The organism is Paracoccus sp. MBLB3053 (assembly GCF_031822435.1).
In the GTDB taxonomy this organism is placed as follows: Bacteria; Pseudomonadota; Alphaproteobacteria; order Rhodobacterales; family Rhodobacteraceae; genus Paracoccus; species Paracoccus aurantius.
The window spans coordinates 1,767,331-1,788,456 of sequence record NZ_JAVQLW010000001.1; the positions used below are offsets into that span (position 1 = coordinate 1,767,331).

At 63.0% G+C, this 21,126-nt stretch carries 20 protein-coding genes; 10 read left to right on the forward strand and 10 right to left on the reverse strand.

The features are described 5' to 3' along the window. Window positions 1–105: 105 nt before the first annotated feature. Window positions 106–2,031, reverse strand: a complete 1,926-nt coding sequence (locus tag RGQ15_RS08900) for a hypothetical protein (RefSeq protein ID WP_311159856.1) — start codon at window positions 2,029–2,031, stop codon at window positions 106–108. Window positions 2,032–2,842: 811 nt separating this feature from the next. On the opposite strand from RGQ15_RS08900, the gene RGQ15_RS08905 reads away from it, so the two are divergent. Together RGQ15_RS08905 and RGQ15_RS08910 are read left to right on the forward strand one after the other, a co-directional pair. Further along, window positions 2,843–3,289 carry a helix-turn-helix transcriptional regulator gene (locus RGQ15_RS08905; RefSeq protein WP_311159857.1) on the forward strand — a complete coding sequence of 149 codons (447 nt, stop codon included), beginning with the start codon at window positions 2,843–2,845 and terminating at the stop codon, window positions 3,287–3,289. Next, the gene (locus RGQ15_RS08910; RefSeq protein ID WP_311159858.1) at window positions 3,286–3,810 is read left to right on the forward strand and encodes a hypothetical protein; all 525 of its coding nucleotides are present in this window, start codon (window positions 3,286–3,288) and stop codon (window positions 3,808–3,810) included. The genes RGQ15_RS08905 and RGQ15_RS08910 overlap by 4 nt, the downstream gene beginning before the upstream one ends. A 490-nt stretch (window positions 3,811–4,300) precedes the next feature. On the opposite strand, the gene RGQ15_RS08915 is transcribed toward RGQ15_RS08910, so the two are convergent. Further along, on the reverse strand, window positions 4,301–4,570 hold the full coding sequence (locus RGQ15_RS08915) for a glycine zipper 2TM domain-containing protein (RefSeq protein WP_311159859.1): 270 nt from the start codon (window positions 4,568–4,570) through the stop codon (window positions 4,301–4,303). Window positions 4,571–4,686: 116 nt separating this feature from the next. Continuing rightward, a complete protein-coding gene (locus RGQ15_RS08920) occupies window positions 4,687–6,468 on the reverse strand; it encodes an SLC13 family permease (RefSeq protein ID WP_311159860.1) in 1,782 nt (593 codons plus the stop codon). Between the two features lie 307 nt (window positions 6,469–6,775). Here RGQ15_RS08920 and RGQ15_RS08925 point away from each other — a divergent pair, with 307 nt between their 5' ends. From RGQ15_RS08925 to RGQ15_RS08955, 7 genes are all read left to right on the forward strand, one after another. Further along, window positions 6,776–7,618 (forward strand): glycosyltransferase family 2 protein, encoded by an 843-nt coding sequence (locus RGQ15_RS08925; RefSeq protein WP_311159861.1) that lies wholly within the window; start codon window positions 6,776–6,778, stop codon window positions 7,616–7,618. A 14-nt stretch (window positions 7,619–7,632) separates the two neighbouring features. Further along, on the forward strand, window positions 7,633–7,950 hold the full coding sequence (locus RGQ15_RS08930; protein ID WP_311159862.1) for a lipid-A-disaccharide synthase N-terminal domain-containing protein: 318 nt from the start codon (window positions 7,633–7,635) through the stop codon (window positions 7,948–7,950). After that, window positions 7,916–9,427, forward strand: a complete 1,512-nt coding sequence (locus RGQ15_RS08935) for a glycosyltransferase family 39 protein (RefSeq protein WP_311159863.1) — start codon at window positions 7,916–7,918, stop codon at window positions 9,425–9,427. The genes RGQ15_RS08930 and RGQ15_RS08935 overlap by 35 nt, the downstream gene beginning before the upstream one ends. After that, complete coding sequence (locus RGQ15_RS08940) at window positions 9,424–10,161, forward strand: phosphatase PAP2 family protein (RefSeq protein WP_311159864.1); 738 nt, start codon at window positions 9,424–9,426, stop codon at window positions 10,159–10,161. The genes RGQ15_RS08935 and RGQ15_RS08940 overlap by 4 nt, the downstream gene beginning before the upstream one ends. A gap of 146 nt (window positions 10,162–10,307) precedes the next feature. Then, window positions 10,308–10,730 carry a MarR family winged helix-turn-helix transcriptional regulator gene (locus RGQ15_RS08945; protein WP_311159865.1) on the forward strand — a complete coding sequence of 141 codons (423 nt, stop codon included), beginning with the start codon at window positions 10,308–10,310 and terminating at the stop codon, window positions 10,728–10,730. 147 nt (window positions 10,731–10,877) lie between these two features. Then, complete coding sequence (locus RGQ15_RS08950) at window positions 10,878–12,014, forward strand: aminodeoxychorismate synthase component I (protein ID WP_311159866.1); 1,137 nt, start codon at window positions 10,878–10,880, stop codon at window positions 12,012–12,014. Beyond that, window positions 11,978–12,610 (forward strand): aminotransferase class IV family protein, encoded by a 633-nt coding sequence (locus RGQ15_RS08955; protein ID WP_311159867.1) that lies wholly within the window; start codon window positions 11,978–11,980, stop codon window positions 12,608–12,610. The genes RGQ15_RS08950 and RGQ15_RS08955 overlap by 37 nt, the downstream gene beginning before the upstream one ends. Before the next feature lie 28 nt (window positions 12,611–12,638). Here RGQ15_RS08955 and nadC read toward each other — a convergent pair whose 3' ends face one another. Genes nadC through nadA form a run of 3 tightly spaced genes read right to left on the reverse strand, consistent with a single transcriptional unit; the run spans window position 12,639 to window position 16,092 of the window. Then, a complete protein-coding gene (gene nadC, locus RGQ15_RS08960; RefSeq protein WP_311159868.1) occupies window positions 12,639–13,490 on the reverse strand; it encodes a carboxylating nicotinate-nucleotide diphosphorylase in 852 nt (283 codons plus the stop codon). Beyond that, window positions 13,487–15,043, reverse strand: coding sequence for an L-aspartate oxidase (locus tag RGQ15_RS08965; RefSeq protein ID WP_311159869.1), 1,557 nt, complete (start codon window positions 15,041–15,043; stop codon window positions 13,487–13,489). The genes nadC and RGQ15_RS08965 overlap by 4 nt, the downstream gene beginning before the upstream one ends. Further along, on the reverse strand, window positions 15,040–16,092 hold the full coding sequence (gene nadA / locus RGQ15_RS08970) for a quinolinate synthase NadA (protein WP_311159870.1): 1,053 nt from the start codon (window positions 16,090–16,092) through the stop codon (window positions 15,040–15,042). Before nadA ends, RGQ15_RS08965 begins: the two co-directional genes overlap by 4 nt. A 298-nt stretch (window positions 16,093–16,390) precedes the next feature. On the opposite strand from nadA, the gene ybaK reads away from it, so the two are divergent. After that, complete coding sequence (gene ybaK, locus RGQ15_RS08975; protein ID WP_311159872.1) at window positions 16,391–16,864, forward strand: Cys-tRNA(Pro) deacylase; 474 nt, start codon at window positions 16,391–16,393, stop codon at window positions 16,862–16,864. Window positions 16,865–16,929: 65 nt separating this feature from the next. Here the strand turns inward: ybaK and RGQ15_RS08980 are convergent, their stop codons facing one another. The 4 genes from RGQ15_RS08980 to RGQ15_RS08995 are packed head-to-tail and all read right to left on the reverse strand — an operon-like array spanning window position 16,930 to window position 21,097. After that, window positions 16,930–18,354, reverse strand: coding sequence for a gamma-aminobutyraldehyde dehydrogenase (locus RGQ15_RS08980; RefSeq protein WP_311159873.1), 1,425 nt, complete (start codon window positions 18,352–18,354; stop codon window positions 16,930–16,932). A gap of 22 nt (window positions 18,355–18,376) precedes the next feature. Next, on the reverse strand, window positions 18,377–19,186 hold the full coding sequence (locus RGQ15_RS08985; protein ID WP_311159874.1) for an ABC transporter permease: 810 nt from the start codon (window positions 19,184–19,186) through the stop codon (window positions 18,377–18,379). Then, on the reverse strand, window positions 19,176–20,117 hold the full coding sequence (locus tag RGQ15_RS08990; RefSeq protein ID WP_311159875.1) for an ABC transporter permease: 942 nt from the start codon (window positions 20,115–20,117) through the stop codon (window positions 19,176–19,178). Before RGQ15_RS08990 ends, RGQ15_RS08985 begins: the two co-directional genes overlap by 11 nt. Beyond that, the gene (locus tag RGQ15_RS08995; protein ID WP_311159876.1) at window positions 20,114–21,097 is read right to left on the reverse strand and encodes an ABC transporter ATP-binding protein; all 984 of its coding nucleotides are present in this window, start codon (window positions 21,095–21,097) and stop codon (window positions 20,114–20,116) included. The genes RGQ15_RS08990 and RGQ15_RS08995 overlap by 4 nt, the downstream gene beginning before the upstream one ends. Window positions 21,098–21,126 lie beyond the last annotated feature (29 nt).

Genomic DNA, 21,126 nt, shown 5'->3' on the forward strand with positions numbered 1-21,126 from the left:
AGACCTTCCGGAAACCGCATGCCCCGTGCCGGCCGGGACAGGCCATCATTACAAGTTCCTGCGCGAGGTCGCCCCCGCGCAGGACACGTTCGAGGTCAGGCGAATTCAGAGATCATCGTCACCCACCACAGTCGAGTTCAGGTCGCCGCCGACCACAGTCATGTCGACGGTGTTGCCCAGAATGTTTGCACCCATCACGATGCTCTGGTTGAAGGCAGTGGTGTCCAGGATTGCATCGGCCGATGCGCTCGAGGTGCCCGTGACGAAGCCGTCATCGCCATTGTTCGAGCCCCAGACGCCCGCCGTCGCATAACCCCCGGCGCCGGTCATGATGTCGCTGACATCGCCACCATTGCCGCTGGCGTCATTGGTGCTGTCACCTGCGCGGGCCCATCCGCCATGCGAATTGGCCGAGCCGCCATCGCCACCACGGGTAAAGCCGTTGCTGCCGCCCATGCCGTCACCGGCTGTCGCGCCACCCATGCCGGCACCCATTCCGGTCGAAGCACCGCCAGCACCAGCGCCTGCATAAGCCGCGCCAAGGCCATATCCGGCCGCGTCACCAGACATTGCGTCGCCCGCAGTGCCCATGGCACCGGCCATGGCGGCACCAAGCCCAAGCCCTGCGCCCCCGTCACCGCCATTCCCGGCATCGCCGCCGCCGCCGCTATTGCCGCCGTCAGCGCCATCGCCGCCATTGCCGCCGTCACCACCGGTCGGGCCACCGCCCAGGCCGAGACCAAGCAGGCCTAGTCCGACACCGATGCCGCCAAGTGCGGGACCGCCAGCTCCGCCGGCTCCGCCGTCGCCACCATCACCGCCGTCACCGCTGTCGCCGCCATCTCCGCCGTCGCTGCCTTCGCCGCCAGCACCCAGTCCGGCGCCAAGCGCACCGGCACCGGTATTGGCGCCGCCGCCCGTGGCGTCACCGCTGGCACCGCCGCCCAATCCGGCTGCGATCGCACCGGCGTCACCGCCCGAGGCGTCACCGCCCTGACCGGCACCAAGGCCGACGCCCAGGGCGGAACCACCAACGCCGATACCGCCAAGCGCGGCTGCGCCGCCGCCTTCTGCGCCATGGGAGAGGCCGCCGAAGGCGAGCGCGTCACCGCCATGGGAATCCGAGTCACCTTCGCCACCTGCGGCAATCACACCGCCGCCGAAGCCGCCGGTACTGCCAGCGTCGATGCCGTCATCGGCCGTGGCCGTTCCGCCAGTCGCGCTGCCATTCTGATTGAAGGCCGCACCGTTCGTCACAGTCGGATTGTAAAGCTGGTCCTGATCTTCAAGATACGAGGATTGCGGCGTGACAAAGGCGTTGTCGTTGCCGTCACCACCCAGCGCACCGTTCAGGAAGCTTTCCATCCGGATGTCATGCGTGCCGACGCTGATCTCGCCATCACGAGTGATGAAGACATCACCCATCGAGCCGTTGTTCAGGTCGATATCGGCAAAGTCATTGTCCGTCGGCATCCATCCATCAATGCCCAGATCGACATCGACGGTCGTGGAGACATTGGTGTCGACATCCGTCGAAACCTTGTTCATCGCCGAGTTATACGCATTGTTCATCGAGTCGTTGGCATTCGACGATGAATTTTCCGCGGCGTTGCTGGCGTCATTCGATGCCGCGTTTCCGGCCCGGTTCGACGCCGCATTTGCTGCAGCATTGTCGGCCTCATTCGAACCCGAATTCGAGCCGTAGTTCGCTGCGCCATTGACCGCGCCGTTCGCGGCGCCATTCAGCGCAGCATTCCCGGCAAGATTGCCAGCGGCATTATATGCCTCGGTTTCAGAGCTGTTGCTGTTCGAATTGTCATTCGAATTGCTCTGGGACTGATCCTGGCCCTGTCCTTGGCCTTGTCCCTGTCCCTGGTCTTGACCCTGGCCTTGATCCTGACCTTGGCCCTGAAGGTTCAACTGGGCCTGGCCTTGCAATTCGCCCTGGGCCTGACCCTGGTCCTGATCTTGATCCTGGCTCTGGCTGTCGAGTGGCCAGGCAAAGAGGTTGATGTTCCGGCTGTCAGCCATTGTACTCACTCCCTAGCGACGGGCGGGGACGGTCAATGCATTCGCAAACGCGCATGCCGCCCGGTTTCAGGTGAAGAATGAAATGACAAAGCAACTTGGATCGTTGAGCCCTTGCTCACCGTCATGACGGCACGACCGTCATCGCAATGCCGAAGAACCGGCGTCGTCGCCCCTCCACCTCGAACGACGTCCGGCGTGTCGGAGGGCCCGCAACCCTGTGTATTCCGACGAGATGAAGATAGGCCGCACGAACCCACCGGGCCTAGCCGGACGAACAGGCTAGTCCAGCGCTCCGTCGACCGGTTACCAAAGGGCAGTAAGGCTAGAGCCATTCCGGTCCCGGATGGGGCAGCCTTTGTCCATGGGGTTAATTCGATTGGTTATATGCGATCGATGGATAACCTGTGCGAAAGCTTAGCTGTCTTATTGGGCTATGATTTGCCTAAGATTTTGGAATCAGTGCTTAGCTATGATACATTCAAACACTCTCGTGCGAGGTAATCCGCCTTGGAAAATAAATTAACTTGACAAATTTCCAGCGTTTTTCCGCAGCGCAGGAAGGAAGCGTAAAATGGTGTCTCATGTTAATGATTCGAATTCAAAAGCATCGGAAACAAGTCAGATCGCTGCCGAAGTTGTTTTTGTTGGAAATCACTGTAATTTCTCGGACAGTCTGATCGCGGCGACAAGTCAGGAGCTTGGCGGCATCACGTCCGTGCTCTTCGACAGCTTTGCCAAATTCCGGCGCATGGTTGGGGCATCACAAGGTTCACCCCGCGCATTGGTGCTTGATGAACCGACGCTGCGCGGATTGAGCACGGATGATCGCGAATTTATCAAGGGCGTGGCCGACCTGTCTCTCGGGCTGGCCTTCACCACATGGGAATTCGGGATCGCATCGCATGCCGATCCGCTGTTCCGATCATCCCGGGCCAGCCTTTTTCCCTTGAACGTCCGTCTGGATGTATGGCTTTCCGTCGTCAGGCTTATCGCCCACGGTGGGAATTACGTCTGCCCCGAGGTGATCTCCACGATCAAGGCAGAAGACCATTCTCCTCTGGCGGGGGATGGCAGCCTGACACGGCGCCAGATGGACGTGCTGCGGCTTGTCGCTGATGGCCAATCGAACAAGTTGATCGCCGAAACGCTGGGGCTCTCGATCCATACCGTCAAACTGCACCTGCACAACGGCAGCGCCCGGCTGGGCGCGCGCAACCGGACTGAGGCAGCGTTGCGATACCGCGAGATGTACCGGTGACCAAAGGCCCCGTCTCGACCGGACAGCAGTCCGCGACCGAAGGCGGCCTCGATGCCGTCTTGCTGCGCGTCGGGCGATTGAATTACGCGTGGAGCAATACGGAAAGCTTGCTCGTGCATCTCCTTGCGGGGCTGGCCGAGATGCCCAAGGATGCCGCCGTCGTGGTTTTCCTGTCGGTCAGTTCGACCCGCGGCCGCATCGAGCTTATCGAACGGTTGGCCAAGCTGCGCCGTCCTTCGGGGGCCGAGCAACAGGAGCTGCTGGAGCTGATGGCCCGCTTCGGACGCCTGTCGGCTGTTCGCAATCGCTATAACCACAGCATATGGTCGTTTGACGAGAACGGTTCGATCTCGACCATCCTGATGCGGATCGCCGACCGCCGCGACCGCATTCACATGGGCCGTCGCCAGATGCTCGACGCAGACGAAATCGGCAAGCTGGATCAGGATCTGGATACGCTCTCGACACTCAATCGCAGCATCTGGCGCTTTCTGAAGAAACACGGATATTCCATCGAGTGACGGGGATGGCCTTTAAGCTCGATCGGGGAAATGTCGTTGAAAATGTGCAAGCGCGGCGCGATGGCCGAGACGTTGGGGCCGTCCTCGAGCTGAACCAAGGATATTACGTTGTTGCGTCGGGCCATTAATCTGGGCGTAAATTATCCTTGATACGGCAGAGGTTTATGGCTCATGGCTCAATGAAGAAATGGGGCGGCACTTGCCCATTGCGCGACCGCGTCAATGCGATGGAGAAAAACCAAGCCTTCGCTGGGCTGTGGCAGGTCGCGAAATGCCCGGAACCTTTCTCTGGCACAGATCGAGCTGCTACGGCTTCTGTCGCGAAAACGATGGACCGTCAGGGTCCCCGGCACCACGAAGTTGCACCGGATGCAGGAGAAGCGCGACCACATTCTATCCAAATGTGGTCGCATTCACGCAGCGATTGGCGCGATACACATGGGCGCTACGTCCTCGGGGGCCTCGCAGCGCCTAGGCGTTCGGCGCTTTCTTAGCAGGCGGCCTGATAGGTCTGGCCCGTCTGGGTGTTGCGATAGGTGCACATGCGTGTCGTGGGCTGGTTGGCACCGACTTGCGCGCCGATGGCCGCGCCGGCGAGCGTCGCCGCCGTCCTGCCGCTGCCCTTGCCGACCTGGCTTCCGGCAGCCGCGCCAAGCAGCGCCCCGGTCCCGGCGTTGACGCCCTGATTGTCTGAACATCCCGATACCATGCCGATGCTCGCCAGCATGAAAACAGTGAGACCCGCCACTTTGATCATCATCTCGTCTCCTCGAGTAAATCTTCGTGCTAGTTTCACCTTTCCAAACCGTCGGGCCGCCGAAATGGTTCCGGTGTGTTATGGGCGATATTTTTGCGCTCTGCTCGGCGCTGAACACGTTACATTGGAAAGAACAGGCTGATCGCGACGGACGAGGTAATTCCCGCGATGATGTTCATGGGGATTCCGATCTTCAGGAAGTCGATGAAACGGTAGTTCCCCGCCAGATAGACCAGCGTGTTCGTCTGGTATCCGATCGGTGTTGCGAAACTGGCGCTGGCCGCCACCATTACCGCGACCACGAATGGCCGCGCGTCGAGCCCCAGCTGCCCTGAAAGGGCGATGACGATCGGGGTGAAGACCACTGCGACGGCGTTGTTCGTGACGATCTCGGTCAGGATTGAAGCAATGGCATAGACGGCCAGCAACATCGCAATCGGGGGCAGGTCCATGAGAAGGGGGGTCAGTGCCTCGACGATCAGGGCAACCGCGCCGGTATTCTCGAGCCCTCCACCGATGATCAGCATGGCGAAGATGAGAACGAGGATCGAACCGTCGATGGACTGCCAGGCCTCGTCACTGTCGATGCAGCGCAGGATCAGGATCGCGGCGACCGCGATCAGTGCGAGAATGCCGATCGGCATGACGCCCAGGGCGGCCAGCCCGACGATTCCCAAGAGCGCGATCAGCGCAATCGGTGCCTGCTTGCGCCGATAGGCGCGTCCGCCCGGCTCGGTAATCGACACGACGTCGCCCGTTTCCCCCAGCGCCCGGAAACCGTCCGATGTGGCCTCAAGCAACAGCCGGTCTGCGGGGCGCAGCCGCACGCTCGACAGATCGGCCCCGGCGACGTGACCATGCCGGAATACGCCCAGGACCCTGACACCGGCATTGCGCCCCAGGGACAAGTCCGAGATGCGACGCCCCACATTGGAACGGTTGGGCGTGACGATGGCCTCGGCCACCCTGACCTCGGCGTCGGGGGCGGGGTCCACCCGCCGCCGCATTCCGACGCGCAGGCCCTTCTGTTCGGCCAGCGTCAGCAATTCCGAGGTTTTTGTGACCACTATCAGGACATCCCCCGTTTGCAATCTTTGCCCGTCCAGGTCGCGAAGGATCGTGCCGCCGCGCCGCAGCCCGGTCACCCGAACCCCCTCGCGCCGGAAATCGGGCGCCTTGTCCAGGGGCCCGTCGACGGCGGGGTAGTTGCCAAGGATCGTGATCTCGGACAGAAAGTCGTTTTCCTCGCTTCCGGTCGCATCGGCTCCGGCGGCACGGTCAGGCAGAAGCCAGCGGCCGAGCACCAGAAGTGCCGCACCGCCCACCATGGCAGTGATCAAACCGACCGGTGCGATCTCGAATATCGAGAACGGCTGCAATCCGTTCTCGGTGGCGATCCCATCGACAAGGAGGTTGGTCGAGGTGCCGATCAAGGTGCAGGTGCCGCCTAGGATCGCCATGTAGGAAAGCGGGATCAACAGCCGTGTCGGCGCGAGATCAAGGCTGTCGGCAAGGCGGATCACGACCGGGATCAGCACCAGCACCACCGGCGTGTTGTTCATGAAGGCAGACCCCGCCACCGTCGCCGCCAGAAATGTCAGCACGGCCATGACCGGACGGCGGCGCGCATGCGCGATGATGGCCTTGGCGATCGCATCAAGAACGCCCGTTCGCACCAGCGCGCCGGAAACGACGAACATTGCTCCGATGGTGATCGGGGCCGAATTGGCGAAGACATCCATCACCTTGTCCTGCGGCGTCAGTCCAAAGATGATGAACAGCGCCGCCGCTCCGGCGGCAGTGACTTCTGGGGGATATGCCTCGATCGCGAAGGCGATGAACAGAAGCGCCAGGATAGCGAGCGCCAGATAGGGTTCATTCGCCCCAATGAGGTCGATCATGGTCCGAGACGCTCCTGCTGTGGCGATGGGTTGACGCCTGATGGAAGCAGGGCGCTGAGCATAGCACAATGGTCTGCGTCCGTCTTGAAAGGTCACGGCCGCGTGAAGCGTGAAAGGCCGACACAGGCCGAGACGAAGCAATCTTGGATCAACGCGGAAGGCGGCGGCGGCAGCACAGGTGTCAGGTTGCGCGACGCTTCAGCCGAAATTGCCGCCCCAGGCTTGGGGATGTCTTGTCGCAAAATGGCAATCAAAGTGTAAAATGATGCTTACGCGGAAACGGTAGCCAAACCGGGTGGAGCAACCCATGAACAAGCACACCGCCTCTGACCCGCTCAAATCCCCGACCCGGAATGCTGGCGGGTCCAGACCTGTGCGGCCGCGAGTTTCGATTGTCGTGCCGCTGCGGGACGAGGCGGAAAACATCGTTCCACTTGTCGAGGAGATACGGCAGGTCCTCGAGCCGCTTTGCCCCTATGAGATCCTGCTTGTCGACGATGCATCGAAGGATGGCACGCGGGAGGTCTGCATTTCCCTCGTCACAGCCTTTCCGGGGATGCGCCTGATCTGTCACGACGACCCGGCAGGGCAATCGGCCGCGATCCATTCCGGGGTGCGGGCGGCGCGCGCGAACCTTGTCGCGACGCTCGACGGGGATGGCCAGAACCCGCCGGCCCATCTCGCCAGCCTGCTCGCGCCCTTCCTTGCACCGGCGAGCGACCCGGCATTGGGGCTCGTGGCCGGGCAGAGGGTCGGTCGCAAGGACAGTCTTTCCAAACGTCTGGCCTCTCGTTTCGCGAACGTGTTGCGGATGACGGTGCTGCGCGACGGAACGCGCGACACCGGATGCGGGCTCAAGGCTTTCAGACAGGATGCCTATCTGGCCTTGCCCTATTTCGATCACCAGCACCGCTATCTTCCGGCACTTTTTGCGCGCGACGGCTGGCGCATCGAACTGGTCGACGTGACGCATGCGGCCCGTCGCCACGGGCGATCGAAATACGGAAATCTCAGGCGGGCTTTTGTCGGTATCTGGGATCTGCTGGGCGTGGCCTGGCTGATCCGGCGGCGCAAGCGAACGATCCCGCGCGAAATTGTCGTCAACGATCATGCCTTGGGCGGCTCGGGACAATCCGGTCGAGCGCAATAGAAGGGGAGGCCAAAATGCGGGAAATCGTCTGGTCCGCACTTCATGTCGAAAGTTGGACCGAGTTCATCTGGGTCCTTGTCGGGCTGGCGGGGCAGTTGCTTTTCACCGCGAGGTTTCTCGTCCAGTGGATCGTTTCCGAGCGGCAGAAGCGTTCGGTCATTCCTGTCGCCTTCTGGTACTTCTCGCTTGGCGGCGGGGCCGTGCTGTTCAGCTATGCGCTCTGGCGCCGGGACCCCGTCTTCATTCTGGGCCAATCGATGGGCCTGGTGATCTATATCCGCAATCTCTGGCTCATTCATGCAGAACGCAACGGACGTGCCTATCAGGGCTGACGCGCAGGGTGCCGCCTTGGCCGAGGAACGGGGCCTACGGGTCACATTCACGCTGATCTGTGCCCTGACGCTTTACCGAATGGCGCTTGGCTATCTCGACCTGACCGAGCTTTCTACCGATGAAGCGCAATATTGGGCCTGGGGGCAGGAATCGTCCTTTGGGGCCTATTCAAAGCCCCCGCTGATCGGATGGATCATCCGGGCCTCGACCGAACTTTTCGGCCATTCGGTCTGGGCCGTCCGTCTGCCCGCCGCGATCATTCACGCGGCAACCGCCTTGGCGATCCTGTCACTGGCGCGCAGGATTGTCGATCAGCGCATTGCGGCGATGGCCGCGCTTGCCTATCTGACCGCGCCGGCCGTGGCGCTGGGATCGGCGCTGATGACGACGGATACACCGCTTCTGCTCGCCTCGGCGCTTGCGCTGATCGCACAGCATGAGCTGGGGCGCGCGCGTCTGGATCGCCGCCCCGGTTTCTGGCTGGCCGTGGGGTTGGGCGCCGCCGTCGGCATCGGGCTTCTTGCGAAATACGCGATGGCCTATGCCATCGTCGGCATGATCGGCGCCGCCGTGGTTTCGTCGAATTGGCGCATTCGTGGCCGCGATCTGCTGACGGCCGTGACGGTGACCATCATTGTCCTTTTGCCGCATCTGGGCTGGTTGGCATCGCATGGCTTCGTCACGTTCCACCATCTTGCCCGCTCATCCGGCATCGAGGGCGGTCATCCGTCCTACGGCGTAGCCGCGAAGTTCATTCTTGACCAGCTGATGGTCATCGGTCCGGTCCTGTTTCCCGCCTGTCTTCTGGCGATGTCCCGTGCGACGCGGGGCAGCGATACCATTGCCCTGACCATGCTTGCCGCCGCGTCCCTCCTTATCGTCCTGTGCCAGGCGCTTGCCGGAAAGGCGCTGGCGAATTGGGCGGTGCTTTACATTGTGCCCGGATCGATCCTTGCCGCAGGCCTGCTCGCTGACAGGCCAAGGCTCTGGCTGGTATCCCTGACCTTCGGGCTGGCGATTTCTCTGGCCCTGCCCCTGGCGAAGGTCGCTGCCACCGGGCTGCGCCTGCTGGATGGCAGATTGGCGATGGCGCGCTATCTGGGGCACGAGCCACTTGCGGACTGGGTCCTGAACGGGGCGGACCGGGTGGGCGCACGCATCCTTGTCGCGGCCGATCGCGACATCCTGGCTGATCTGACATGGTTCGGCACGCCCAGGGGCTATGAGGTGCGGGCGGTGCCCCCGAAATTCGCGCCGGCGAACCATTGGCAGCTGTCCCATCCGTTCGAGGCGCAGGAACTTCGGAGAGGCGAGAAAGCGCTGCTCGTTCTTCGCGAAGAGCGTCTGCATGGTTGTCGCGATGCCGCGATCCTTGACCGGATGCATCTCGACGCGGGATTTGGCCAAGGCAGCACGGTTGTTCTGATCCCGTTGGCAGGTTGGGGATGTCTGGCGGCGGAAGAGGGCGGGTCATGACCGATCTCGTCTATCATCGCCTGCTGGCCGCCTATCTTCTTTCGGTTCTCACCGCGCTGCTGGTCTTTGCCTATCATCCCGGGCTTGATCTGGCAGTCTCGAGACTGCTGATCGACGCGGCACAGCACGTCGCGATCGCTCCAAGAGTGCTGAAGCATCTCAACGATGGCCTGCGTCTGGGGATGGAGCTGTTCGCCTTTGCCGCCCTTGTCGCCACGCTTCTTGCCTGGCGCCGGCCCGGCCTGAAGGGTGCGGCATTGCGGTGCTGGGGGTTCATTGCGCTTAACCTGCTGCTCGCCCCGGGGCTCGTCGTCAACCTGATATTGAAAAGCAATCTTGGGCGGGCGCGGCCCGTCGATGTGATCGAGTTCGGCGGCGGCGCGCATTTTACCCCCGCCTGGGTGATCTCCGATCAATGCGTGCGGAACTGTTCGTTCACCTCGGGCGATGTCGGTCTGGTCGCAAGCGTTTCCATCTGCGTCGTCGTTCTGCTTTGGCAACGGCTATCAAAACTGGGACGAGGCTGGGCCGTGGTCGCAGCCTGCCTGTCGGTCGTGGTGATATCCATGCTGAGGCTGGCTTTGGGGCGGCACTTTCTCAGCGATGTCATCTTCTCGACCCTGATTTCCGGCGGGGTCGCACTCGTCCTCTATCCGGTGCTGTTGCTGGGCGATAGGCGGCCCGGTGTCGAGGGAACGAAATGGTCCTTGGCTCGGATGCGTCCAGCAACCTGAGCGGCCTTTGAGGCGCATGCCTGCCGCATTCGGCTCAGATCAATCAGGACAGTTCTGTTTCCGGTCTCTTGTTCCTGTCGGTTTCGAATTGCTCGTTTCAAGATTGGAATTATTATATTTCCAGACGAAATAATTCGATGTGCGAAATGCCTGCCAGAACTCAAGATGACGGTCTTGTTCACATGCTGATGGCGCTTAACCGCCAGATGGTCAGCCAACTGTCCGGTGACGGGCTGCCAGTTGATCAATGGCGCGTCCTGTCGCTGCTGCGGGGCAATCCTGACGGCCTGACGATGGGCGGCATATGCGAGGGCATGGGAATGCCTGCCCCCAGCGTGACGAAGCTTATCGACAGGATGGTGGCCGAAGCGCTTGTCTACCGCATCCCCAATCCCAGGGATCGCCGTGTCGTTGTCATCCTCGCCTCGGATAAGGGCAAGGCGCTGCTCGAAGAAACGAACGGGCGGATGGGCCGCTACGAGGATCAGCTTAGCGCCGAGTTCGAGGCGAAGGACGTCGCCAAGCTGCAAGAGATGCTGAGCCATCTTCTGGCCAGCAAGTCCTCCTGACGAATATCTGCAAACCGACGCCGCCTTCCGGCTCGACGTGATCCGCCAGCGCCGCAGTCATGCAGCGCGACCCGGATTGGCTGGACAGCCGGTCGCTGCTCGGGCATCAGCGGGGCGTTCGTGATATCTGCAAAGGTCAGGGGTGGCATGATCGTTTTCGAAGACGGGCCCGGAGGGCATGCGGCGCTGTTTCGCAATGCCTCGCGTCAGGTGACCGCCTGGACGCCGGAGGAAGTTCTGCCCGCGCTGCAAACGGTCGAGGCGGAACGCCAGCGCGGGGCCTGGGTTGCCGGCTGGATCGGTTACGAAGCCGGGATGGCCCTGGAAGCTCGGTTGAAACCGCTCTTGCGCCTGTCGCAAGATGAACCGCTGTTGGTCTTCGGCATCCACGATGGGCCGGAATCCCCCGACGAGTTCCTGCGCGCCGCGCAAGGAGAGGCCGAGGGGGTGCGGCTATCGCCATTCGCCCCGCTGCTGGACGAGGCGGGCTACGGCAAGAGTTTCCGGCGGCTCGCAGACTATATCGGCCAGGGCGACTGTTATCAGGTGAACCTGACCTTTCCGCTTGGGGCGCGATTGACGGCTGGCACCGGTGCGGGGCTCTATGCGGCGCTGAGGCAAAGGCAGCCGGTCGGACACGGCGCCTTTGCAGATCTCGGTGTCGGGCCGGTCATCATTTCGCGTTCGCCCGAACTGTTCTTCCAGCTTGACGCGGAAGGGGTGATCGAAACCCGTCCGATGAAGGGCACGGCGCCCCGCGATCCCGATCCCGAACGCGACCAGGCGGTCGCCAGGGAACTGCGCGAAAGCGAAAAGAACCGCGCCGAAAACCTGATGATCGTCGATCTTCTGCGCAACGACATTTCCCGCATTTCCGAAGTCGGATCGGTCCGCGTGCCCGAACTGTTTCGCGTCGATACCTTGCAGACCGTGCACCAGATGATCTCGCGCGTGGTCGGTCGGCTGGATGGCCCCGCGCGGCTCGATCGGCTGATGCAGGCGCTGTTTCCCTGCGGATCGGTGACCGGTGCGCCAAAAATCCGTGCCATGCAGATCATCGCCGAGCTCGAGCCCTTTGCACGCGGCATCTATTGCGGGTCAATGGGATGGATGGCGCCCGATGGCAGCGCCTCGTTCAATGTCGCGATCCGGACCTTGCGGCTGTTTCCCGAAGGTCGGGTGCTGATGAATGTGGGCGGCGGAGTTGTGCAGGATTCCACCGCCGCCGGAGAATGGGAGGAGGCGCTATGGAAGGCGCGCTTCGCGGATCTGAGCCGGGGCTGAAGCTGATCGAAACGCTGCTGTGGGACGCCGAGAGCTTGGTTCGGTTACCCCGCCATCTTGCACGGCTTTCGCGTTCGGCTCGGGCGCTGGGCTGGCATTGCGAACTGGCGGCGGCCGAAGCCGCGCTTGACAATGCCGTGCCGCAGGGCCCGGCGCGGATGCGGCTGACACTGGACGCCAAGGGTGAAATCGGGGTGACGGCGGGGGTGTTGGCGCCGGTGCGGCCGGTCTGGCGGCTTGCCCTGGCCAGAGTACGGCTTGAATCGTCCGATCCCTGGCTATCGGTAAAGTCCAGCCGCAGGCACCTTTATGATCGGAGCCGCGACGAATTGCCCGCGACGATCGAGGAACTCATCTTTTTGAATGAGCGCGACGAGGTCTGCGAAGGGACGATCACGAATATCTTCTACGATCTGGGAGAGGGGCTGCGCACACCACCGCTGCGCTCGGGCCTTTTGCCCGGCGTGCTGCGCGAGGAATTGCTCGCAACGGGTGGCTGCATCGAGCGCCCATTTGCAGCGGCAGAACTGGCAAGCGCCCGGCTTTGGGTCGGGAATTCGCTGCGAGGACTGATCCCGGCCGAAATGGCGGACTAAGCGCTGGGGCTTCCGGACCCCGCCTGGCTCAGAAGTCGAGCCCGAGGTCCAGCGTTCCCGCCGAATGGGTGAGCGCACCGACAGAAATGTAATCGACGCCCGTCGCGGCCACCTCGGCGATGCGGGCAAGGCGCATGTTGCCCGATGCTTCGAGCTTGAGCCGATCCGCGTTCAGCGCGACCGCCTCGCGCAGGGTGGGGCTGTCCATGTTGTCAAGCAGGACGACATCCGCGCCACCCTCGTCAAGGACATCGGCAAGCTGGTCCAGCCTGTCCACCTCGATTTCCACCCGGACCATATGCGAGGCCCGCGCCTTCACCGCCTGAAGCACCGAACGGATGCCGCCCGCGGCCGCGATATGGTTGTCCTTGATCAGGATCGCGTCCGAAAGCGAGAAGCGGTGATTGAAGCCGCCGCCATGCAGCACGGCCTGTTTCTCGACGATGCGCAGCCCGGGCGTGGTCTTGCGAGTGCAGGTGATCCGGGCCTTGGTGCCCCGCGTTTCGGCGACAAAGGCAGCGGTCTGGGTCGCGATCCCGCAAAGGCGCCCGGCGAAGTTCAACGCCACGCGCTCGGCCGTCAGGATCGAGGCTGCCTCACCCCTGATTTCGGCCATGACCTCGCCCTTGTCGAAAGCGCCGCCATCCGGGACATGCAAGTGAAATTCCAGCGACGGATCGACCAGGCGAAAGGCGATCTCTGCAAGCTGCATCCCCGACGCGATGCCGGCTTCGCGCGCAACGATCCTCGCTGCGTAGCGGGTGCCTGCAGGGATCACCGTCCGGGTCGTCAAGTCGCCATATGTTCCCAAGTCCTCGGCCAGCGCGCCGCGCACCAGGGGTTCGAGGATCAGATCGGGAAAGGAGGGCTGCGCGTTCATGCGGGTTCCTTCAGGCTGGGACGCAAGGCCATGGCCTCGACAAGGGTCATGCGGGTGCGCCGGCCAACGGCGCCCTGGGTTTCGCGGAAGTCGCTGCGGAAATGGGCGCCCCGGCTTTCACGACGGGCAAGGGCTGCGGTGGCGATCAGCCTTGCAGTTGCTGTCATGTTGCGCAGCACCTCGCAGTCCGGCTGGCCTGCCTCCACTGCCTCGATCTCGTGCAGGCATTGGGTCAGGCCGACAGCATCACGGACAACGCCAGCCCCGGCGGTCATCGCGCGGCGCAGGCGCGCGACCAGGGCAGGATCTGGCAGCGGGCGAGGAGAAAGGTCGGGCAGAACGACCGCGCCCGTGCTTGCCACCGGAACGGTCGCGGCGATCGATTCCGCACAGCGCCCCGCGAAGACCAGCGCTTCCAGCAACCCGTTCGATGCCAGCCGGTTCGCCCCGTGCAGCCCGGTCGATGCGGCCTCGCCGCAGGCCCAGAGGCCCGGCAGGCTGGTGCGGCCATTCCTGTCCGTCTCGACGCCACCCATATGGTAATGCGCGGCGGCGGCGACGGGGATCAGTTCGCTGGTCGGGTCGATCCCGGCGCGGGTGCAGGCCCCGGCGACGGCCGGGAAATCTGTCAGGACACGTGCACCAAGGCACCCACGGGTGTCGAGCGCGGGGCGCTGACCGGCCTGGCTTTGCAGATAGACGGCGCGGGCCACGATGTCGCGCGGCGCGAGTTCCGCATCGGGGTGCACGGCCAGCATGAAGCGCTCGCCCGCGTTGTTGACAAGATGGGCGCCTTCGCCTCGCAGGGCTTCGGTCGCGAGGGGGGCGGGGTCTTCGCCCACATCCATGGCGGTCGGGTGGAACTGGACGAATTCCGGGTCTGCAATCACGGCGCCCGCCCGAGCTGCCATGCCGATGGCCTGGCCCGCGATGCGCGGAGGATTGGTCGTCACCGCGTAAAGCCCGCCGGACCCCCCGGCTGCCAGAAGGATGGCGGGCGCGCGCAGAAGGGTTTCGGCCGATCCGCTTTCCCGCATCAGCCGGACGCCGGAAACGCGGCCGTCCGCAATCTCAAGCCCCGTGGCCAGGAACCCTTCGAGCACCTGCACCGAGGGCGTCGCGCGCACGGCCGCGACAAGCGCGCGGGTGATCTCGGCGCCGGCCTGATCGCCGCGGACCCGAACCACGCGGGCCGCGCGATGCGCTGCCTCGCGCGAAAGAACGTAGCCGCCTTCCATCGTCCGGTCGAAGGGGGTGCCGATCTCGGTCAGATCCAGGATCTGCGCGCGGGCCGCGCGCGTGACCAGATGGGCGATTTCCGGATCGACGAGTCCCGCCCCTGCGTTAAGCGTATCCTCGGCATGGGCCTCGGGACTGTCGGCGGGGTCCATTGCCGCAGCGACGCCGCCCTGTGCCCAGGCAGAGCTTGCCCCCTGGCCGAGGGGATCGGGCGAGATCAGCAGTACGGGACGGGGCGCAAGCCGCAGCGCGGCGGTCAGGGCTGCGAGCCCCGCACCCAGAATGACGATCCGACCCGTCGCGATCCCGTTCATCCCTGAAGCTGCCGCGACAAGTCGATCATGCGCTGGACTGCCTGGCGGGCGGGTTCGGCAATGGCCGGGTCCACCTCGACGACGCCGGTCATCGAATGCAAAGACCAGAGCACCTTTTCGAGCGTGATCTTCTGCATGTAGGGGCACATGTTGCACGGACCCAGGAATTCGACTTCGGGGTTCGCATCCGAAATGTTCGCTGCCATCGAGCATTCGGTGACCAGCATGACCTGATCGGGTTGCTCTCGCGTGACCCAGTCCTGGATATTCGCGGTGGAGCCCGCGTAATCGGCCTCGGCCACGACCTCGGGCGGACATTCGGGATGCGCGATGATCTTCAGGCCCGGATTCCAGTCGCGGAAATCGCGCAGGTCCTTGGCCGTGAACTGTTCGTGCACGATGCAGGCCCCGTCCCACCAGACGATGCGCTTGTGGGGGACCTTGTTCGCCACGTTCTGGGCGAGCCACTTGTCCGGCGTCATGATGACCGTATCGGCATCAAGGGCGGCGACAATCTGCGCGGCATTGGCCGAGGTGCAGCAGATATCCGAGGCGGCCTTCACTTCGGCAGTGGTGTTCACATAGCTTACGACCGGGGCACCGGGATAGCGCGCCCGCATCTCGGCGATGCCGTCCGCGGTGATGCTTTCGGCCAACGAGCATCCCGCATCCATGTCGGGCATGAGCACGGTCTTCTGCGGGTTCAGGATCTTCGAGGTTTCGGCCATGAAATGCACGCCGCATTGCACGATGATGTCGGCCTCGACTTCGGTCGCCTTGATCGCGAGATGCAGGCTGTCTCCCACAACGTCCGAAATGCCGTGATAGATCTGCGGCGTCATGTAGTTATGCGCGAGGACCACGGCGTTGCGCTGTTTTTTCAACGCGTTGATCGCGCGGACATAGGGCGCATGGATAGCCCAGTCGACCAGTGGCATGACGCGCCCCATGCGGGCATGGATGTCCGACATTTCCTCGGCCAGTTCCAGCGAGGGTTCGAGGTCGTAATGCGCGCGCAATTCGCCGCGAATATCGGTCAGATCCAGCATGGCTATACTCCCCCGGCCAAGATCAGATCAAAGCCGCTCCGTTTGTGACATGGCGGTTAGATGGATGTGGCCTCATAAAGCCGCGACAGGTGCAGCGCAACATAATTGCCGCCGTCGAAAGGCAATCGTCGTATTCATTGCGGGAAATGCATTCTGGGGTCGACCGGTGGTGGACCGAGAAGTGATGGCGTCAACGAATGGCTTCACGAAGGCCGCCCGGCCATCTGGCGTCCCAGGGCGTCGCATGTTTCATTGCGCGCAGGGACGACGATCCGTCGACCCCGGCAGGAGACGTTCTATGGCCCGCGGCACACCAGCCACACAGGTTCTGACCAAGGCGGGCATCTCGTTCGGCCTTGTTGAATATGACTATGATCCGGGAGGCGAACGCGTCGGATTGCAGGCGGCGGAAGCGATGCAGATGGACCCGGCCCGCGTTTTCAAGACGCTGATGATCGAAGTCGATGGCAAGGCGTGCTGCGCGGTTCTTCCCTCGGATGCCGAGGTCGACATGAAGGCCATGGCAGCCCTGTGTGAGGGCAAGTCGGCCCGGATGATCAGGCCCGAGACGGCCGAGCGGATGACCGGCTACAAGGTCGGCGGGATCAGTCCGCTGGGACAACGCAAGCCGGTTCCTTGCATCCTTGAAGACGCGGCGCGCCTTCACGACACGATCTTCGTCAATGGCGGGCGCAGGGGCCTGCAGATCGAAATCGCCCCTCGGGATCTGGTCAACGTGCTGGGATGCAGGTTCGCGCGTTTCGCGCGCTAGGCCCGAGCTGCCGCCGTTCGTGGGATCGGCGGAGAGGCCGGGATCGGCCCCACCGCCAATACGGTTCAATGCGCGATCATGACATGGCGGACGACCGAATAGTCTTCGAGCGCATAGGCGGACATGTCCTTGCCATAGCCCGAATGCTTCATCCCGCCATGTGGCATCTCGTTCGTCAGCATGAAATGCGTGTTGACCCAGGTGCAGCCATATTGCAGCCGCGTGGAGAGCTCGATCCCCTTGGAAAGGTTCTGGGTCCAGACCGATGAGGCAAGGCCATAGCTGGAATCATTGGCCCATTTCACGGCCGTATCGACCTCGTCGAAGCGGGTCACCGAGACCACCGGTCCGAAGACCTCGCGCTGGACGATCTCATCACCCTGCTGCGCCTCCGCGATGACAGTCGGCTGGTAGAAGAAACCGGGACCATCATGGATCTCACCTCCGGTGGTGATCTCGATGTGGTTGGAATCGCGGGCGCGGGTGACGAAGCTCGCGACCCTGTCACGCTGGCGGGGGGAAATGAGGGGACCCATTTCGTTCAGGCTGTCATCGGCATTGGCATAGCCGATCGTCGATACCGCGCCCGTCAGATCCGCGACGAAGCGGTCATAGACCGAGGAATGGGCATAGATCCGGCAGGCAGCCGTGCAATCCTGTCCTGCATTGTAATAGCCAAAGGCCCGCAACCCGGCGACGGTCGCCTCAAGATCTGCATCCTCCAGCACGATGACAGGAGCCTTGCCGCCCAGTTCCAGATGCGTACGCTTGATGGTCTTCGATGCAGCTTCCATGATCTTGCGGCCGGTCGCGATATCCCCGGTGATCGAGATCATGGCAATTGCCGGGTGGTCGATCAGCGCGGCGCCGACCGTATCCCCGCGTCCCAGAACGACGTTGACGACGCCTTCCGGAAGCACCTCGGCGAAGATCTCGGCCATCTTCAGCGCCGTCAGTGGCGTCTGTTCCGAAGGCTTGAAGACGACCGTATTTCCGGCGGCGATCGCGGGGGCGATTTTCCACGCCATCATCATCAGCGGATAATTCCAGGGCGCGATCGAGGCCACCACGCCCACCGGATCGCGGCGGATCATCGAGGTGTGGCCGGCAAGGTATTCGCCCGCCAAAGGACCGCTCATGTTCCGGACTGCGCCGGCGAAGAAACGGTAACAGTCGATGATCGCAGGCAGTTCGTCATTCAGCGCGAGATGGCCGGGCTTGCCGCAGTTCAGCGCCTCGAGCGAGGCGAAATCCTGGGCGCGGGCCTCGATCCGCTCCGCGATCTTCAGAAGATAGCCAGACCGCTGGGCAGGGGTCGTCCGGGACCAGGTGGCAAAGGCGCGTTCGGCGGCCGCTACGGCGGTCTCGACCTGAGCGATCGACGCCTCGGGCAGGGTCAGGATGATCTCGCCGGTGCGCGGGTTAAGGATCTGCTCTTCGGTTTCGGTACCCGCGACAAGGGCATCCCCGATCAGCATCTTGGTTTGCATTTCTTCTTCTCCCAGTAGGATCTTATTTCTCGGCGCCATCCGTGTGCTGGCCCTCTCTGGTCAGCCAATAGGCGGCCAGGATCGGAAGCACGGTGACCAGAACGACGGCCATGGCGACAACATTGGTGACGGGGCGCTGGCGCGGGCGGATCAGTTCTTCCAGCATCCAGATCGGCAGGGTGGACTGGTTTCCTGCCGTGAACGTGGTGACGATGACCTCATCGAAGCTGAGCGCGAAGGCCAGCATGCCGCCCGCCAGCAACGCGGTTCCGATATTCGGCAGGATCACCAGCCGGAAGGTCTGCAGCCCGTCGGCGCCAAGGTCCATCGCGGCGTCGATGAGCGCCCCCGATGTGCGGCGGAATCTTGCGACGGCGTTGTTGTAGACCACGACGATGCAGAAGGTCGCGTGGCCCAGCACGATGGTCCAGGTACTGAACGGGATGTCGAGCAGCGAAAAGGCCGAGCGCAGCGATATGCCGGTTATGATGCCGGGCAGCGCAATGGGCAGGATCACCAGCAGCGAGATCGTTTCCCGCCCGAAGAAGCGCGAACGCGAAACGGCGGCGGCGGTCATCGTGCCCAGGATCAGCGCAATCGCCGTTGAGATGGCTGCGACCCGAAGCGAAAGAAACAGCGCTTGCCAGACATCGGGCCGGTTCAGCGTGACCCCGAACCATTTCAGCGTGAAGCCGGGCGGGGGCCATTGAAAGCTTTTCTCTTCGGTCGTGAAGGCATAGACGAAGATCAATGCGATCGGAGCAAGAAGAAAGATGAGCCCGCCGATTGCAGCCAGTTTCAGCCCCAGTGGGGCACGGGTTTCAGAGTGCATCGAACGCCCCCATTCTTCTCGCGCCCCACAGGTAGAACCCCATGATGACGATCGGGACCACGGTGAAGGCTGCGGCCAGGGGAATGTTTCCGGCCGTCCCCTGCTGAACATAGACCGCCTGGCCGATGAATAGCCTGCCCGAGCCGATGATTTGGGGGACGATGTAGTCGCCCAGCGTCAGCGAAAAGGTGAAGATCGAGCCTGCGATGATGCCCGGAAGCGCCAGCGGGAAAAGCACCATGCGGAAGCTCTGACCAGGGGTTGCACCCAGATCGGACGCCGCTTCGAGCATCGCGCCAGGCACGCGTTCAAGCGCCGCCTGCACCGGGATGATCATGTAGGGAAGCCAGATGTAGACGAAGACGATGAATGTCCCGAGATAGCTCACGGAAAGCGAGTTGCCGCCGATCAGCGGCAGGCCGAGAACAGCGTCCAGCAGCCAGCCCAGGTGCAATTTCTCGAAGAGCCAGGTCAGGATGCCTTCCTTGGCAAGCACCAGCTTCCATGCATAGACCTTGACGAGATAGCTCGACCACAGGGGCAGCATGACCCCGATATAGAAAAGCGCCTTCCATTTCCCGCGCGCGTAGCGGGCGGCGAAATAGGCGATCGGAAAGGCGATTGCGGCCGCGGCCAATGTCACGGCAGCAGCCATGACGACCGTACGAAGGATGATATCGAAATTCGCCTGTCGGAAGAGTTGGGCATAGGTGGCCAAGGTGAATTCCTTGACGACGACACCGGAAAACTCGTCGATTGAGAAAAAGCTCTGCATCAGTAGCGCGATCAGCGAGCCGATATAGACAATGCCCAGCCAGAGCGCGATGGGCAGCACCATGAGAAAGGTGAACATCGCCGGATGGCGGATCATCCAGTCGACCGACTGAGCCGCAATTCCCTTTCGGGACGGGAAGATGGCCGTGGCGGTCATGCCTCGGATCCCATCACATGGACGCGGTCCGCATCCCAGGCGATGCGAATGGTTTCGCCCGGCTGGGGCAGCGCTTCGGTCGCGGGCATCAGCGCCGTGATGGACTGGCTGCCCAGTTGCAACCCCAGCTTAATCACCCGGCCGTGGAACGCGCGCGAAATCACCGTAGCGTTGCGCCCATCCGGAGCGATGCGAATGTCTTCCGGGCGCAGGCTGGCCCAGCGGTTGCCGGGACCCGCACCGACGAAATCGGCCGGAACGACATTCGACGAACCGACGAAATCCGCGACGAAGCGACTGGCGGGGCGGCGGTAGATCTCCTCGGCGGTTCCGACCTGCTGAATGCGGCCCTCGGCGAAGACAGCGACGCGGTCGGCCATAGACAGCGCTTCTTCCTGGTCATGCGTGACGAAGACGAATGTCAGGCCAAGCGCTTGCTGAAGACGACGCAATTCTTCCTGCATCTGTTCGCGCAGCTTGAGATCCAGCGCGCCCAGCGGCTCGTCCAGCAGCAGCACCCGAGGTTTGTTGACAAGCGCTCGGGCAAGCGCCACGCGCTGGCGTTGTCCGCCCGAAAGCTCGCCCGCGCGGCGGTCGCCGAAACCGCCAAGCTCGACAAGGGCCAGGGCCTTTTCGGCTTCGGCATGGCGATCGGATTTCGAGATGCCCTTCACGCGCAGCCCGAACGCGACATTGTCACGCACGTTCATGTGCGGGAACAGCGCATAGCTTTGGAAGACGGTGTTCACATTGCGGCGATAGGGCGGGACACCGGCTGCCTCTTCGCCATAGATACTGATCTTGCCGCTGGTCGGCTGTTCAAATCCCGCGATGAGCCGCAGGCAGGTCGTCTTGCCCGATCCCGAGGGGCCAAGCATGGCAAAGAATTCGCCGTCGCGGATGTCCAGATCGACGCTGTCCACAGCTCGGATATGGCCGAAATGGCGCGACACGCCGCGAAAGCTCACAGCTTCAGTCATTTGAATTGTCCCGGAGAGAATGTTGCCCG

Coding starts and splice junctions, on each gene's coding strand:
- RGQ15_RS08900 (WP_311159856.1), bottom strand. CDS start 2,031: ATGGCTGACAGCCGGAACATCAACCTCTTTGCCTGGCCACTCGACAGC.
- RGQ15_RS08915 (WP_311159859.1), bottom strand. CDS start 4,570: ATGATGATCAAAGTGGCGGGTCTCACTGTTTTCATGCTGGCGAGCATC.
- RGQ15_RS08920 (WP_311159860.1), bottom strand. CDS start 6,468: ATGATCGACCTCATTGGGGCGAATGAACCCTATCTGGCGCTCGCTATC.
- RGQ15_RS08925 (WP_311159861.1), top strand. CDS start 6,776: ATGAACAAGCACACCGCCTCTGACCCGCTCAAATCCCCGACCCGGAAT.
- RGQ15_RS08930 (WP_311159862.1), top strand. CDS start 7,633: ATGCGGGAAATCGTCTGGTCCGCACTTCATGTCGAAAGTTGGACCGAG.
- RGQ15_RS08935 (WP_311159863.1), top strand. CDS start 7,916: ATGCAGAACGCAACGGACGTGCCTATCAGGGCTGACGCGCAGGGTGCC.
- RGQ15_RS08940 (WP_311159864.1), top strand. CDS start 9,424: ATGACCGATCTCGTCTATCATCGCCTGCTGGCCGCCTATCTTCTTTCG.
- RGQ15_RS08945 (WP_311159865.1), top strand. CDS start 10,308: ATGCCTGCCAGAACTCAAGATGACGGTCTTGTTCACATGCTGATGGCG.
- RGQ15_RS08950 (WP_311159866.1), top strand. CDS start 10,878: ATGATCGTTTTCGAAGACGGGCCCGGAGGGCATGCGGCGCTGTTTCGC.
- RGQ15_RS08955 (WP_311159867.1), top strand. CDS start 11,978: ATGGAAGGCGCGCTTCGCGGATCTGAGCCGGGGCTGAAGCTGATCGAA.
- nadC (WP_311159868.1), bottom strand. CDS start 13,490: ATGAACGCGCAGCCCTCCTTTCCCGATCTGATCCTCGAACCCCTGGTG.
- RGQ15_RS08965 (WP_311159869.1), bottom strand. CDS start 15,043: ATGAACGGGATCGCGACGGGTCGGATCGTCATTCTGGGTGCGGGGCTC.
- nadA (WP_311159870.1), bottom strand. CDS start 16,092: ATGCTGGATCTGACCGATATTCGCGGCGAATTGCGCGCGCATTACGAC.
- ybaK (WP_311159872.1), top strand. CDS start 16,391: ATGGCCCGCGGCACACCAGCCACACAGGTTCTGACCAAGGCGGGCATC.
- RGQ15_RS08980 (WP_311159873.1), bottom strand. CDS start 18,354: ATGCAAACCAAGATGCTGATCGGGGATGCCCTTGTCGCGGGTACCGAA.
- RGQ15_RS08985 (WP_311159874.1), bottom strand. CDS start 19,186: ATGCACTCTGAAACCCGTGCCCCACTGGGGCTGAAACTGGCTGCAATC.
- RGQ15_RS08990 (WP_311159875.1), bottom strand. CDS start 20,117: ATGACCGCCACGGCCATCTTCCCGTCCCGAAAGGGAATTGCGGCTCAG.
- RGQ15_RS08995 (WP_311159876.1), bottom strand. CDS start 21,097: ATGACTGAAGCTGTGAGCTTTCGCGGCGTGTCGCGCCATTTCGGCCAT.